Raw genomic sequence first — 14,484 nt, 5'->3', positions numbered from 1 at the left:
CTCCCCGGCCTAAAGGCCGGGGATTCCCGCCTGCTCCCGCACCGGTTGGGTGGGTCGCTTCGGGTGGGTTCCTGCTTCGCCGCGCGGTGCGGGCACGGGTGCCCGTCTGACCTGCGCTCCACAGGCTGACACCGCCAGTCCGGCGGCCTTGGCAACGTTGACCGCCGCGTTGACGTCCCGGTCCAGGACGGCCCCACACCCGCCGCACGTCCACATCCGGACGTACAGGGGCTTCGGCCCGTCCTTGACGCCACAGTGCGAGCACACCTGGCTGGTGGGCTCGAAGCGGCCGATCCGGACGAACCGCCGCCCGTACCGGGCGGCCTTGTACTCCAGCATGACGGTGAACCGCGACCAGCCGGCGTCGTGCACCGACTTGGCCATGCGCGTACGCGCGAGTGCCTTGACCGCCAGGTCTTCGACGCCGATCGCTTGGTTGTCGCGGATCAGCCAGGTGGAGAGCCGGTGGTGGAACTCGCGCCGCACGTCGGCCACTTGTGCGTGGGCACGGGCGACCTTCGACCTGGCCTTCTCGCGGTTCTTCGATCCCTTGGCCTTGCGGGCCAGGGCCTGCTGGGCACGCTTAAGCTTCTTCTCGGCGCGGCGCAGGAAACGCGGGCTGTCGATCTTCGTCCCGTCGGAGAGGACCGCGAAGTGCGCAAGCCCCAGGTCGATACCGACCACGGTGTCGGTGTCTGGCATGAGGGCCAGGTCGGCGGCGGGGTCGGTCTCGATGACGAACGAGGCGAAGTACCGGCCGGCGGAGTCCTTGACGACTGTCACCGTGGACGGGTCGGACGGCAGGATGCGGGACCACTTCACGGCGAGGTCGCCGATCTTCGGCAGGGACAGCTTCCCGCCCGACGTGATCCTCCACCGGGCATTCGCGGTGAAGCGCACGGCCTGCCGGGTGTCCTTGCGCGACTTGAAGCGCGGCACCCCCATGCGAGGCCGCTTCCCCTTCAACCCGTCGAAGAAGCTCCGGTACGCGGCCTCCAGGTCCCGCAGCGACTGCTGCAACACCACGGCCGACACCCCGCCCAGCCACGCCCGCTCCGGGGTCTTCTTCGCCCCGGTGATCAGCACCTTCGACAGATCCCCCACCCTCGGGAACGGCAACCCCGCCGCACGGGCCTCCTCCCGGACACGCAAAGCGTCGTTGTACACCACCCGCGCGCACCCGAACGCCCTCGCCAACGCCGCACGCTGACCTGTCGTCGGGTAGACGCGGAAGGAGTACCTGAGCTGCACAACCGCACCGTAACCCCCCAACCCACGACAGGACACCGCAACAACCCGACCAGCCGACACCCGCCCGCACGCTCGGCCTTCGTGACCGAGCACCGCCACAAAATGACCGCCGACCGGCACCCCACCCGACCCGAAGCGATCACGCGGAGCATCCGCACCGACCCCGCGCTGACCCGGCAAGGGCGACCACGTCCACCCCCACGTGCCCCCCAGCGGCGCCAGAACAGGGCCCAGAACCGCTTCGCCACCGGACTGAAGCCCGGCGCACTGCAATCAGTCCAGGTAGCCGCAGGCCCCCACCGCCCCACCGCTCAGAACCGGCCCGTGTCGAGTTCCAGGTCGAAGGGAGCGGGGAGCCGGACGGTGCTGCCGAACGGGTGGGGGCCGTCGACCTCCGCGTAGCCCAGGCGTCCCGGGGCCGAGAAGACGGTGCACTCGCGCTGCTGACGGTCCACCAGGAGGTAGAGCGGGGCGCCGTACTGGCCGTGGCGGCGGCGCTTGGTGGTGCGGTCGGTCTCGCCGTTGGACGGCGGGGTGACCTCGACCACCAGCAGGGTCTGGTCCGGCAGCAGGGCGCCCTCGGTTTTCGCGGCGAGGTCGGCCGGGACGACGGCGAGGTCGGGGACGAACCAGTTCTCGCTGCCGGGCAGGTCGAGGTTGCCCGAGCCGGAGACCAGGCCGAGTTCCTCCAGGCGCGGCGTGATCTGCCGGCGCACCACTTCGGCGGCGTTCTCGTGCGCCCAGGACGGCGACACGGGGGTGATGACTCCCTCGATGATCTCGGCGCGGTCCCCCGCGATGTGCTGGATCGCGTACTTCAGGGCCCGCTCGGGATCGCTGACGCTGTAGTCCCGGGGGACGTGGGCTGCTGTGCTCATGGCGCGTCTCCTCTGTTCCCGTCCGATTCTCCTCCGCCCAGGACGGCCGGGGCTCCGAAGTCACGGGGAGATTCACCGTTTCGGTCGCACGGCGCGACGGCCTCGCACCACCGCCCGGGTTCCCCCCGGGTTCCCGGCGGGCTTCCGGCGGGCGGGAGGCAGGGGGGTGGCGGGGTTGTTTCCGCTCGGGAAGTTTTGCCTGGGGCGGGGGGCGGCGACAAGGGCGGACGGGGGTTCGTCGTGGGGTCGTCACCGGGTTGCAACATGTCGAAATACTCCGCAACACCCGCTCCCAGCTGGGGAGATGGCGATTGACAGCGGGTGTGCGGGCCGAGCACGATGAGCGCCGAGCCCACTCGCAGCGAGCCGGAAGGAGGGCCGATGCGTACCGTCGTTGTCGTCTGTTGTCCGTCGTGCCCGGCCCCGGTGGGTCTGCGTCGTCGTGGCTGTTGTCGGCGCCGCTGCGCGTAGTCGGCGCGCTCTTCCCGCTCCCCTTTCTCCCCTTTCCCCCGTTCCCCCGTCACGGCGGTGCGCCCTGTGGGCTGCCCGATCGCCGTGCGGTGTCCGGCTGTTGTGGCGGCGTCCGTGCCGCTGTCGCCGTTCCCACCTCCCCGAAGGAGTTCCACCATGTCCGTTTCCACGTCCACCCTGGCCCCCACCGAGTTGCGGCTGACCCCGGCGGCGGGCCGGCTCGGCGCGGTCGTGCACGACGTCAAGCTGGGCGGCGACCTGCCGGCCGGGACGGTGGCGACGCTGGAGGCCGCGCTGTACGAGCACAAGGTGCTGTTCTTCCGCGGGCAGCAGCACCTGGACGACGCCGAGCACGAGGCGTTCGCGCGGCTGCTGGGGCAGCCGGTGTTCCACCCGACGGTGCCGAGTGCGGACGGGCGGTACATCTTCGAGCTGGACGCCACCAAGGGCGTGCGGGCGAACAACTGGCACACCGACGTGACGTTCGTGCCCTCGTACCCGAAGGCGTCGATCCTGCGGGCGCTGGAGCTGCCGCCGGCGGGCGGCAGCACGGTGTGGGCGAACACGGCGGCCGCGTACCAGGACCTGCCGGAGCCGCTGAAGGCGCTCGCGGAGAGCCTGCGGGCGGTGCACACCAACGACTACGACTACGCGGCGAACCTGGCACTGGCACCGGAGTTGGCGGACAACGCCGAGGTGGCGAAGCTGTTCCGGCAGGTGTTCGTGTCGACGGCGTTCAAGACCGAGCACCCGCTGGTGCGGGTGCACCCGGTGACGGGCGAGAAGCACCTGCTGCTGGGCTCGTTCGCGCAGAAGATCGTCGGGGTGTCGGGCAAGGACAGCCGGGCCCTGATCGAGCTGTTCCAGCGGTACGTGGAGCGGCTGGAGAACAGCGTGCGCTGGGACTGGCAGGTCGGTGACGTGGCGATCTGGGACAACCGGGCCACCCAGCACTACGCGGTGAACGACTACGGCGACGAGCCGCGCCTGGTGCGCCGGATCACCCTGGACGGCGACCTGCCGGTGGGCGTGGACGGGCGGCCGAGCCGCCTGCTGGAGCCGGCCGACCCGCCGCGGGTGGCCGGGCTGGTGCCGGCCGCCGAGCTGGAGGCCGAGGCGCTGGGCGCGAAGTCCTGAGCGGTCCCGCGTGAAGTCCTGAGCAACCCCCGCGCGAAGTCCTGAACGGACCCGCGCGAAGTCCTGAGCAACCTCCTTAGGCAGAAGAGGAGTTGACCGCGTGAACGGCACCGTCCGCAGTGCTGCCGCGCCCCGGGCCGGGGACGACCGGCGGGAGGCGAACGCCGCCACCGTGCTGCGGGCGGTGCTGGACCACGGGCCGGTGGCCCGCAGCGGGGTGTCCCGGTTGACGGGGCTGAGCCCGGCGGCGGTGTCCCGGCAGGTGGTGGATCTGCTGCGGCTCGAACTGCTGGCGGAGCGGCCGGAGTTGGCGGTCTCCGCGCCGGGGGTGCGGGGCCGTCCGCAGCTGCCGCTGGACGTCGACGACCGGCGGCTGGCGGTGGCCGGGCTGCACGTGGGCCTGCCGTACAGCACCTTCGCGCTGCTGGACCTGCGCGGCCGGGTGCTGTTCCGGCAGGAGCTGCCGAACGGCGGGCGGCGCGGCCCGGCGGTGCTGAAGGCGCTGCTGGAGCGGGTGCCGCGGCTGCTGGCGGCGGCCGCGACCGGGTCGGCGGCCGGCCGCCGGGTGCTCGGTCTCGGCGCGGTGACCGGCGGGGCGGTGGACGCCGAGCGCGGGGTGACCGTCCGGCACGAGCCGCTGGGCTGGCGGGAGGTGCCGCTGCGGGAGCTGCTGGAGCGGGCCACCGGCCTGCCGGTGCGGGTGGACAACCACGCCCGGGCGCTGGCGGCGGCGGAGGTGCTGTTCGGCGATCCGGCGGCCCGGCGCTCGATGGTGCAGCTGTTCGTGGGCCACGTGGTGGACGCGTCCATCTCGGTGGCCGGGACGGTGCACCAGGGTCCGCCGTCGGTGACCGGCGACGGCGGGCACCTGCCGGTGCCGGGCAGCACGGCCCGATGTCACTGCGGCCGCCGCGGCTGCCTGTCGGTGGCCGCCTCGGACGACACGCTGTTCGCGGCGGCGGTCGCGCAGGGCGTGATCGCCCGCCCGGACCGGCAGTTGCTGCTGGCGGCGGTCCGGTCCGGCGACGTCCGGGCCGACGCGCTGGTGCGGGAGCGGGCCGCGGTGGTGGGCGGGGCGCTGGCGCTGCTCGCCGACGTGGTCAACCCGGACCTGCTGGTCCTGACCGAGACCTTCGCGGTGGCCGACCCGGTCTACCTGGACGTGGTGCGCGAGGAGTTCGCGCTCCGTTCGCACCTGCACCGGGACGCCTCGCTGCTGGTGGCGCAGCGCTTCGGCGCGGACGCGCTGGCGGTGGCGGCCTGCGCGCCGGTGCTGGGCGAGCTGTACGCCCGTCCGCTCCCCGGCTTCTGACCCTTCCTCTTGCTTCTCCACTCGAACTCGCTTCTCCCGAAGGACTGTTGACGATGACCGTGTTCTCCGCCGGCTCCGGTGGCCCGCTCCCCCTTCCCGCGCTCTCGCGCCGGGCGCTGCTGCGCGGCTCCCTGGCGGGTGCCGGTCTGCTGGCGCTGTCGGCGTGCCGTTCGGCGGCGGACTCCTCGACGGGGGCGGACGCGGCGTCGGGCGGGGCGGCGTCGCCGCGCCGGGGCGGGGTGCTGACGGTGGGGGTCGGGGTGGACTTCACGCCGGCCCTGCTGTTCGCGCAGAGCGCCAACTCGCTGTTGCAGCGGCTGGTGTTCAACACGCTGACCCGGTACGACGAGCAGCTGCGCCCGCAGCCGGAGCTGGCGAAGAGCTGGGAGGTGGCGGCGGACGGCCTGAGCGTGACGCTGAAGCTGCGCGACGACGTCACGTTCCACAGCGGGCGGAAGTTCACCGCGGACGACGTGGTGTTCGCGGTCAAGAACCTGCAGAACCCGGTGCGTTCGGCGCAGTTGAGGTCGACGGCGCTGACCGTGGCGGACTTCCGGAAGAACGGCGACTTCGAGCTGACGCTGGTGCTGGCGCACCCGGTGTCCAACCTGTTCGACCTCTTCGAGTTCATGATCATCCCTGATTCGCAGTCCGTGGAGGACGCGGTCGCGGGCACCAAGCTGATCGGCACCGGCCCGTTCACCTTCACCGACCGCAAGCCGGGCTCCTCGCTGAGCTTCGCCCGCAACGAGAAGTACTGGAACCCGGGCCGCCCGTACCTGGACGGGGTGGAGATCAAGGTGATCCCGCAGGCGGAGACGCTGCTGTCCTCGGTGAAGACCGGCCAGACCCACCTGACGTACGCGGTGCGCGGCAAGGACGTGGCCACGCTGAAGGACGACAAGCGGTTCCGGATCACCCAGTACGACACGGGGGCGGGCGCGTTCTACATCGGCGCGAACCTGTCCTTCCCGGAGGTGCAGGACAAGCGGGTGCGGCAGGCGATCGCCTGGGCGATCGACCGGGACCGGCTGGTGCAGCAGGCGCTGGGCGGGTACGCGACGGTGTCCTCGGTGCCGTGGCCGAAGTCCTCGCCGGCCTACCGGGAGGAGGACTCCAAGCGCTACCACCACGATCCGGAGAAGGCGAAGGCGCTGCTGAAGGAGGCGGGCGTGACCTCGCTGTCGCTGCCGCTGGCGCACCAGTCGGACGCCGGGTCGACGGCGGTCGCGCAGATCCTGCAGTACGACCTGAAGCAGGTCGGCATCGAGGTGCAGTTGCAGCCGGTGGACTCGCCGACCATGCAGAAGCAGCTGATATCGCAGTCCATGCCCGCGCTGTGGACGCTCAGCCACAGCTTCTCGCAGGCGCACCCGGCGACGCTGGCGGTCAGCGCGTACCCGTTCAACGAGGCGAAGAACACCTCGAAGTTCTCCTCCCCGGCGTACACCGAGGCGGTGCAGAAGGCGTGGAACCGCTCGGACGCGGACAGTCCGGAGGCGAAGGCGCTGTACCAGCAGGTGACGGACATCCTGCTGGACGAGCAGTTCATCATCGACCTGGCGATCGCCGGGCTGGTGGAGGTCGCGGGCGCGCAGGTGCACGGCGTGACGCTGAACAAGTACTCGTACCTGAACCTCGACGACGCGTACCTGGCGGGCTGAGCCGTGCGGACCTTCCTGTTCAAACGGCTGCCGAGCGCGCTGGCGGTGCTGGTGGCCGCCTCGTTCACGGTGTTCCTGATGCTGCGGCTGATCCCGGGCGACCCGGCGACCACGCTGGCGGGGCCGGACGCCTCGCCCGCCGCGATCGCGGCGATCCGGGAGCGGCTGGGGCTGGACGCGCCGCTGCTCTCGCAGTACCTGCACTGGCTGGGGCAGGTGCTGACGGGCGACCTCGGGCCGAGCTACGCGATCGGCGGGCAGGTCTCCGCGCTGATCGCGGACGGCCTGTCCGCGACGCTCCAACTCACCTCGGCCGCACTGCTGCTGGTGGTGCTGCTGGCGGTGCCGACGGCGCTGTACGCGGTGTCGGCGCGGCGCAGGGCCGTGGCGGGGGCCCTGCGGGCGTTGACCACGGGGGCGCTGGCGGTGCCGCCGTTCGTGACCGGCGTGATGCTGGTGCTGGTGTTCGCGGTGGGCCTGGGCCTGCTGCCGGCCGGCGGGCACGCCTCGCTGTTCGACGCGCCGGACCTGGCGGTGCAGTACCTGGCGCTGCCCGCGCTGTGCCTGGCGCTGCCGAGCGCGGCAATCCTGGCCCGCTACCTGCAGGACGGGCTGGAGCGGGCGCTCGGCGAGGACTACGTGCGCACCGCGACGGCGCTGGGCGTGCCGCGCCGCCGGATCCTGTGGCGGCACGCGCTGCCGAACGCGCTGCCCTCCGCGGTCACCGTGCTGGGCCTGCAGATCGGGCAACTGGTCGCGGGCGCGGTGGTGGTGGAGCGGATCTTCGCCTGGCCGGGCCTCGGCCAGCTGATCGAGCAGGGCGTGTCGCGCCGCGACTACCCGGTGGTGCAGGACCTGCTGCTGCTGGTGGTCGCCGGGTACGTGGCCGTGCAACTGCTCACCGACCTGCTGTACTCCTGGCTCGACCCGCGCGTGCGGTGGGAGTGACGACACGATGACCACGATCTCCTCTTCTCTTCCCCTCAAGGCGGCGCGCCCGCGCAACCGCTACGCGGCCGGGCTGCGGACCTGGCGGGGCGTCACCGGCCTGGTGCTGGTCGGGACGGTGGCGCTGGCCGGGCTGCTGGCGCCCTGGCTGGGCGGCGCCGACCCGGACGCGCAGGGCCCGCAGGCGCTGGCCGCGCCGAGCGGGGCGCACCCGCTGGGCACCGACGACATCGGGCGGGACCTGCTGAGCCGGGTCCTGCACGGCATCCTGACCGACCTGTCGATCATCCTGACGGCCGTGCCGGCGGGCGCGCTGGCCGGTGCGGCGCTGGCCCTGCTGGCGGCCACCTCGCGGGCCGCCGACCTGGTGGTGCAGCGGCTGTTCGACCTGGTGCTGTCCTTCCCCGGGCTGATCCTGGGCCTGGCGGTGACGGCGATCCTCGGGCCGGGCCGCTGGCCGGTGGTGATCATCATCGCGCTGGCCGAAGTGCCGTACTTCGGACGGCAGTTGCGGGCCGGGGTGCTGGTGCAGCGGGAGCGCGAGTACGCGCTGGCCGCCCGGGTCGGCGGCGCGGGCCGGGCCCGGGTGCTGCTGCGGCACGTGCTGCCGAACGCGGTGGACCCGCTGATCGTGCAGGGCGCGGTCGCGCTGTCGGTGGGCGTCTTCATCGAGGGCGCGCTCAGCTTCCTCGGCCTGGGCGTCCGCCCGCCGGAGCCCACCCTGGGCAGCCTGATCAGCGGCTCGGTCGCCTACCTGGACACCAACCCGGTGCTGGCCGCCGCCCCGCTGGCCGTCACCACCGCCCTCGTCCTCGGGTTCACCCTGCTGGCCGAGGCGCTGAACCGGGGGGCGCGCTCGTGAGCGCGCGGACCCCGCCCGAGCAGAGTCCCGAACCGGAGGGCAGCACGATGACCGAACTGATCGACCGTCCTCCACAGGTGGACCAACCCCCCTCTCCTACGGCCGAGTTGCTGCGGGTGCGCGGCCTGCACGTGGCGTTCGGGGAGCGGGCGGCGGTGCGCGGGGTGGACTTCGCGCTGGGCGCCGGGGAGAGCCTGGGGATCGTCGGCGAGTCCGGGTCCGGCAAGTCGACGACCGCGCTGGCGCTGCTGCGGATGCTGCCCGCCGGGGGCCGGATCACCGGCGGGGCGGTGGAGTTGGACGGGCAGGACCTGGCCGCGCTGCCCGAGGAGGCGCTGCGGGCGGTGCGCGGCAAGCGGATCGCCATGGTCTTCCAGGACCCGATGTCCTCGCTGAACCCGGTGCTGTCGGTGGGCCGCCAGCTGGACGAGGCGCTGCGGGCGCACGGCGGGCGCCGGCCGAAGGCCGAACGGGCGGCCCGGGCGGTGGAGTTGCTGGAGCTGGTGGGGGTGCCGAAGGCGGCCGACCGGCTGGGCGACTTCCCGCACCGGTTCTCCGGCGGCCAGCGCCAGCGCATCATGATCGCCCTGGCGCTGGCGCACGACGCCCAGGTGCTGGTCGCGGACGAGCCGACCACCGCGCTGGACCCGACCGTGCAGCGGCAGATCCTGCGCCTGCTGGCCCGGATCAACCGGGAGCGCGGCACCGCGCTGGTGGTGATCAGCCACGACCTGGGCGTGATCGCCGAGACCTGCGCGCGGCTGCTGGTGATGCGCGACGGCGAGGTGGTCGAACAGGGGCCCACCGCACGGCTCCTGACGGATCCTCGGCATTCTTACACCAAGTCCCTGCTGGCGGCGGTGCCGCGCCTGGACGCCCCGTCCCGGGCGGCCGCGAACAGCACCCCGGGGGCCGAACCGCTGCTGGTGGTGCGCGGGTTGGCGAAGGCGTACGGCCCGCGGCGGCGGCGCAGCCCGGCGCTGGAGTCGGTCGACCTCGACCTGCACCCGGGCGAGACGCTGGGCCTGGTCGGCGAGTCCGGGTCGGGCAAGTCGACGCTGGCCCGGGCGCTGGTGGGCGCGCACCCGCCGGACGCGGGCACGGTGACCTTCGCCGGGCAGCCGCTGGACGGGCGGCGGGCCCGGCGGGAGGTGCAGCTGGTCTTCCAGGACCCGTACGCCTCGCTGAACCCGCGGCTGACGGTGGGCCGGATCATCGCCGAGCCGCTGATCGCGCACCGGCTCGGCGACCGGGCGCAGCGGCAGGCCCGGGTGGCCGAACTGCTGGAACAGGTGGGCCTGGAGGCGTCGGCGGCGGCCCGTTCGCCGCGCGAGTTCTCCGGCGGCCAGCGGCAGCGGATCGGCATCGCCCGGGCGCTGGCGCCGGAGCCGAGCGTGCTGGTGTGCGACGAGCCGGTGTCGGCGCTGGACGTGTCGATCCAGGCCCAGGTGATCGAGCTGCTGGCGCGTCTGCAAAGGGAGTTGGGCCTGGCGGTGCTGTTCATCGCGCACGACCTGGCGGTGGTGCGGCAGGTCAGCCACCGGATCGCGGTGCTGCACCGGGGCCGGATCGTGGAGAGCGGCCCGGCCGACCGGGTCGTCACCGCCCCCGAACACCCTTACACGGCCGAGCTGTTGGCGGCCGTCCCGTCCCTTCCCACCCCTACTTCCGGGAGCCTGATATGAGCGAGACGACCGAGGGCGCCGGCCGGCGCCGCGACCCGTACGCGGGGTTCCCGGGGCGGGTGGGGCGGACGTTCGGGGAGTCGGTGCCGTCCTGGCCGCGGCGGGTGCGTCCGCGCGAGGGGGCGCCGAACGTGGTGGTGGTGCTGGTGGACGACCTGGGGTACAGCGACATCGGGCCGTTCGGTTCGGAGGTGCCGACGCCGGTGCTGGACGGCCTGGCGGCGCGGGGCGTGAAGCTCGCCAACTACCACACCATGCCGCTGTGCTCACCGGCCCGGGCGGCGCTGCTGACCGGCCTGAACCCGCACCGGGTGGGGTACTCGTTCGTGGCCAACGCCGACCCGGGCTTCCCCGGGTACGGGATGGAGATCGCGGGCGACATCCCGACCCTGGCGCAGACCCTGCACGACGCCGGGTACGCGACGTACGCGGTCGGCAAGTGGCACCTGACCCGGGACTCGGCCTCCTCGGCGGCCGACGACCGGGCCAACTGGCCGCTGCAGAAGGGCTTCGACCAGTACTACGGGGTGCTGGAGGGGCTGACCAGCCTGTTCCACCCGCACCAACTGGTGCGCGACAACTCGCCGTTGGACATCGACGAGTTCCCGGACGGCTACTACTACACCGACGACATCACCGACCGGGCGATCGGCATGGTCAAGTCGCTGCGGGCGCACGACGCGGACAAGCCGTTCTTCCTCTACCTGGCGCACAACGCGGTGCACGGCCCGCTGCAGGCCAAGCCGGAGGACCTGGAGCGCCACCGGGGCCGCTACGACGGCGGCTGGGACGAGCTGCGGGCGCGGCGCTTCGCCCGGCAGCTGGCGGCCGGGCACTTCCCGCCCGGCACCGAGCTGCCGGAGCGCAACGGCGAGGCCGGGCACGAGGTCGGGGCGTGGGACGAACTCGACGCGGTGCAGCGGAAGTTGTACGCCCGCTACATGGAGGTGTACGCCGCCATGGTGGACAACGTGGACCAGAACCTGGGCCGGCTGACCGACGTCCTCGATCAGCTCGGCGAACTGGACAACACCATCGTGGTGTTCACCTCCGACAACGGCGGCACCGGCGAGGGCGGCGCGGAGGGCACCCGCAGCTACTTCAGCCGCTTCGTCCACCACCCGAACCTGCCCGCCGACTGGAACCCGGACGTGCAGCGGGAGATCGACCTGATCGGCGGCCCGCAGTCGCTGGTGCACTACCCGCGCGGCTGGGGCATGGCCTCGAACACGCCGTTCCGGCTGTACAAGGGGCAGACGTACGCGGGCGGCGTGCGGGTGCCGTTCGTGCTGTCCTGGCCGGCCGGCCTGCCGCGGGCGGCGGGCGACGCCGGGGTGCGCGGCCAGTACCAGTACGTCACCGACCTGCTGCCGACGCTGCTCGAACTCGCGGGCGTGCAGCGGCCGTCGGAGCGCGGCGGGGTGCCGGTGCAGGAGCTGGACGGGGTGTCGTTCGCGTCCGTGCTGCGGGAGGCCGACGCGCCGTCCACCCACCCGGAGCAGTACTGCGAGATGACCGGCAACCGCTCGTACTACCGGGACGGCTGGAAGCTGGTGACGCTGCACCGGCCGGGCGCGCCCTACGACGACGGCGAGTGGGCGCTGTACGACCTGCGCACCGACCCGACCGAGATCCACGACCGCTCCGCCGAACACCCGCAGCTGGTCAAGGAGTTGGCGCAGGCGTGGGAGGACGCGGCCTGGCGCAACGGGGTCTTCCCGCTGGCCGACGCCTCCGGCGGCTTCGTGCTGCGCAACCCGCAGGAGGAGGCGCTGCGCCGCCCGGTCACCCTGCTGGCCGGCACCCCGGAGCTGGAGCGCTACCGCTCGTCCCGGCTGGTGGCGTTCCGCTCGTTCACGGCCGAGGTGGCGCTCGACCACCACGGCGCCGCCGACCAGGGCGTGCTGCTCTCGCACGGCGACCAGGGCGGCGGCTACAGCCTGTACGTGGAGGACGGGCGGCTGCGGCTGGCCTACAACCAGTACGGCGAGCTGTTCGAGGCCGACGCGGGCGAACTCCCCGGCGGGGCGCACCTGGTGGCGCTGGAGGCGACGGCGGTGGCCGACCTGAAGTGGACGTTCGAGGTGCGGGTGGACGGGGCGGTGGCGGGCGCGCTCGGGCCGGTGCACCAGCTGATCGGGATGGCGCCGTTCCAGGGCATCAGCGTCGGCATCGACCGCAAGTCGCCGGTGTCCTGGCCGGTGTGGGAGCGCCACCGCTCGTTCCGCTACACCGGGGCGCTGCGCTCGGTCACCTACCTGCCGGGCCCGGCCGCGCCGTACGACCCGGAGACGGTGGTGCGGGCGCTGCGGGAGGCGGCGGCGGCCTTCGAGTAGACCTCCTGCTGACGCTCGACGCGCGTCGTCGCGGGGGCCGGCAGGTCGTGGTCATCGCGGTGCACCCGGGTCACGGGGCACGTGCGAGGCCGCGCGGCCAGGCCGGCCGGCCGGTCGGTCGGTCGGTCGGTCGGCCGGCGAAATCACCGTTGCTCTTCGGGAGTTGCCCGTCGGTCCACCGCCCCCGCGGTGGGCACCGGAGGTCCACCGGGCGGGCGGGGTCCGGCGCGGTACGCGGTCGCGTCGGTTGTCGGCCCCGCTGCGGCTCGGGCCCGCCGTCTTGCGATCAGGTAGCGGGATCCCGGCTGCGCGTCGTCCTCGGTCTCCGTTCGAGGACGAAGCGCAGCCGGTTTTCAGATGACTCAGACGACTCAGATGACCAGGACCCGCCGTCCGCGGGTGTGACCGGCCTGGCTGTCGATGTGCGCCGCCGCGGCCTCGGCGAGCGTGTACGACTTCTCGACCGGGATGCGGAGCTTTCCCCGCGAGATGAGGCCGGCGGCTTCGGCGAGCGCTTCCGGCACGCTCCCGGCCACGCCGGAGAATCGGACGCCGAGCTCCGGCGCACCGAGATCGGCGATGGAGACCACCTTCTGCGGGTCCCCGGTCAGTTCGACGAGCTCGCGGATCACGCCCGAGCCGGCCAGGTCGAGGGCTGCGTCGACACGGCCGAGCTGGCGCACCCGCTCGACCCAGCCCTCGCCGTAGGTCGTGGCGAGGGCGCCCAGGCTGCGCAGATAGTCCTGGTTCGCCGCCCCGGCGGTGCCGATCGTCGCGATGCCGCGGTCGCGGGCGATCTGCAGCACCGCCGATCCGACTCCCCCGGACGCGCCGCTGACCAGCAGCGTCTGCCCGGGCCGCACACCGACCTCGCGGATGACGCGCAGCGCGGTCTCCACCACGGAGGGGTAGCCGGCCGCCTCTTCGAACGTCAGGCCCTCGGGCATACGGGCCCAGGCCGACAGGACGGCGAACTCGGCGTACGTGCTCGTGCCTTCGCCGAACACGCGGTCACCGACCTCGACCCCTTCGACGCCCTCACCGACCTCGTCCACCACCCCGGCGGCGTCCAGCCCGACCCCGGCGGGCAGCTCGATCGGATGGGCCCCCAGGACCTGGCCCTCGCGGAGCCTCCAGTCGACGGGGTTCACGCCTGCCGCCCGTACGGCGATGCGTATCCGGCCGGGGCCCGCGTGGGGATCCTCGGCATCCATGAGTTGCAGAACGTCCGGACCGCCGAACTCGGCGAAGCTCACCTTCTTCATGCGCCGAACATAACACTAACCGTTAGGGTTTTGAATCCGTTATGGATTTGCACCTGATAGCGTGAGGGCATGACCGTGCCGACCGGACGCCGCGAGCGCAAGAAGGCCGCGACCCGCCAGAAGATCGCCGACACCGCCCTGCGGCTCTTCCTGGAGCGCGGGTACGACGCGGTGGGCATCCGCGACGTGGCCGCCGAGGCCGACGTGGCCGTCACCACCCTCTTCTCCCACTTCGCCTCGAAAGAGGCCCTGGTCTTCGAACAGGACGAGGACTTCGAGCAGCGCCTCACCCGGGCGGTCACCGACCGGGCGCCGCACGAACCGCTCGTCCCCGCACTGCGCCGCGAGGTCCGGGCCCTGGTGCGACACTGCACGGCGGACGGCGCCGCCCCGATCTGGCGCATGATCGACGCATCACCCGCCCTGCGGGAGTACGAGGAGTCCATGCGGCTGCGCCACGCGGAGTCGCTGGCAACGGCCATCGCCGCCGATCCCGACCTGTCAGCGACCCCGACGGCCTGCCGGGCGATCGCGAGGTTCGTGATCGACGCCTATTCGCTGGCCCGCGAGGCGGCCGATCCGCAGGCCGCGGTCGGCGAGATCTTCCAGATGATCGAGGCGGCCTGGGCCGCCACCCGTCCCGCCGGAGACCCCACCGGCACGGCCGGACCGTAG

11 protein-coding genes are annotated in these 14,484 nt (G+C 73.0%); 8 read left to right on the top strand and 3 right to left on the bottom strand.

What is annotated here, in order from left to right; all coding sequences use genetic code 11:
- Positions 1-9: 9 nt before the first annotated feature.
- Positions 10-1,251: an RNA-guided endonuclease InsQ/TnpB family protein gene (locus tag OU787_RS32320; RefSeq protein ID WP_268661501.1), complete on the bottom strand. Its 1,242-nt coding sequence runs from the start codon at positions 1,249-1,251 to the stop codon at positions 10-12.
- 311 nt (positions 1,252-1,562) lie between these two features.
- Positions 1,563-2,129 (bottom strand): Uma2 family endonuclease, encoded by a 567-nt coding sequence (locus tag OU787_RS32315; RefSeq protein WP_030461836.1) that lies wholly within the window; start codon positions 2,127-2,129, stop codon positions 1,563-1,565.
- 627 nt (positions 2,130-2,756) lie between these two features.
- Between OU787_RS32315 and OU787_RS32310 the strand changes: the two genes are divergently transcribed.
- The 7 genes from OU787_RS32310 (at position 2,757) to OU787_RS32280 (ending at position 12,544) form a co-directional block, all read left to right on the top strand.
- A complete protein-coding gene (locus tag OU787_RS32310) occupies positions 2,757-3,737 on the top strand; it encodes a TauD/TfdA dioxygenase family protein (protein WP_268661500.1) in 981 nt (326 codons plus the stop codon).
- A gap of 100 nt (positions 3,738-3,837) precedes the next feature.
- The gene (locus OU787_RS32305) at positions 3,838-5,049 is read left to right on the top strand and encodes an ROK family protein (RefSeq protein ID WP_268661499.1); all 1,212 of its coding nucleotides are present in this window, start codon (positions 3,838-3,840) and stop codon (positions 5,047-5,049) included.
- A gap of 53 nt (positions 5,050-5,102) precedes the next feature.
- Positions 5,103-6,713: an ABC transporter substrate-binding protein gene (locus OU787_RS32300; RefSeq protein WP_268661498.1), complete on the top strand. Its 1,611-nt coding sequence runs from the start codon at positions 5,103-5,105 to the stop codon at positions 6,711-6,713.
- Positions 6,714-6,716: 3 nt separating this feature from the next.
- Entirely contained in the window at positions 6,717-7,661 is a 945-nt protein-coding gene (locus tag OU787_RS32295; protein ID WP_268661497.1) for an ABC transporter permease, read from the top strand.
- 7 nt (positions 7,662-7,668) lie between these two features.
- Complete coding sequence (locus tag OU787_RS32290; RefSeq protein ID WP_268661496.1) at positions 7,669-8,523, top strand: ABC transporter permease; 855 nt, start codon at positions 7,669-7,671, stop codon at positions 8,521-8,523.
- A 47-nt stretch (positions 8,524-8,570) separates the two neighbouring features.
- The gene (locus OU787_RS32285) at positions 8,571-10,208 is read left to right on the top strand and encodes a dipeptide ABC transporter ATP-binding protein (RefSeq protein WP_268661495.1); all 1,638 of its coding nucleotides are present in this window, start codon (positions 8,571-8,573) and stop codon (positions 10,206-10,208) included.
- Complete coding sequence (locus tag OU787_RS32280) at positions 10,205-12,544, top strand: arylsulfatase (RefSeq protein ID WP_268661494.1); 2,340 nt, start codon at positions 10,205-10,207, stop codon at positions 12,542-12,544. The genes OU787_RS32285 and OU787_RS32280 overlap by 4 nt, the downstream gene beginning before the upstream one ends.
- Before the next feature lie 371 nt (positions 12,545-12,915).
- Here OU787_RS32280 and OU787_RS32275 read toward each other — a convergent pair whose 3' ends face one another.
- Complete coding sequence (locus OU787_RS32275; RefSeq protein ID WP_268661493.1) at positions 12,916-13,809, bottom strand: NADP-dependent oxidoreductase; 894 nt, start codon at positions 13,807-13,809, stop codon at positions 12,916-12,918.
- Between the two features lie 69 nt (positions 13,810-13,878).
- Here OU787_RS32275 and OU787_RS32270 point away from each other — a divergent pair, with 69 nt between their 5' ends.
- Positions 13,879-14,484 carry a TetR/AcrR family transcriptional regulator gene (locus OU787_RS32270; RefSeq protein ID WP_268661492.1) on the top strand — a complete coding sequence of 202 codons (606 nt, stop codon included), beginning with the start codon at positions 13,879-13,881 and terminating at the stop codon, positions 14,482-14,484.

The sequence above is a fragment of the Kitasatospora sp. YST-16 genome (genome assembly GCF_026802215.1).
Taxonomy (GTDB): Bacteria; Actinomycetota; Actinomycetes; order Streptomycetales; family Streptomycetaceae; genus Kitasatospora; species Kitasatospora cineracea.
Note: the sequence above shows the minus strand (reverse complement) of the source record. Positions and strands in the feature narration are given on the sequence as shown.

Coding starts and splice junctions, on each gene's coding strand:
- OU787_RS32315 (WP_030461836.1), bottom strand. CDS start 2,129: ATGAGCACAGCAGCCCACGTCCCCCGGGACTACAGCGTCAGCGATCCC.
- OU787_RS32310 (WP_268661500.1), top strand. CDS start 2,757: ATGTCCGTTTCCACGTCCACCCTGGCCCCCACCGAGTTGCGGCTGACC.
- OU787_RS32300 (WP_268661498.1), top strand. CDS start 5,103: ATGACCGTGTTCTCCGCCGGCTCCGGTGGCCCGCTCCCCCTTCCCGCG.
- OU787_RS32290 (WP_268661496.1), top strand. CDS start 7,669: ATGACCACGATCTCCTCTTCTCTTCCCCTCAAGGCGGCGCGCCCGCGC.
- OU787_RS32285 (WP_268661495.1), top strand. CDS start 8,571: ATGACCGAACTGATCGACCGTCCTCCACAGGTGGACCAACCCCCCTCT.
- OU787_RS32280 (WP_268661494.1), top strand. CDS start 10,205: ATGAGCGAGACGACCGAGGGCGCCGGCCGGCGCCGCGACCCGTACGCG.
- OU787_RS32275 (WP_268661493.1), bottom strand. CDS start 13,809: ATGAAGAAGGTGAGCTTCGCCGAGTTCGGCGGTCCGGACGTTCTGCAA.
- OU787_RS32270 (WP_268661492.1), top strand. CDS start 13,879: ATGACCGTGCCGACCGGACGCCGCGAGCGCAAGAAGGCCGCGACCCGC.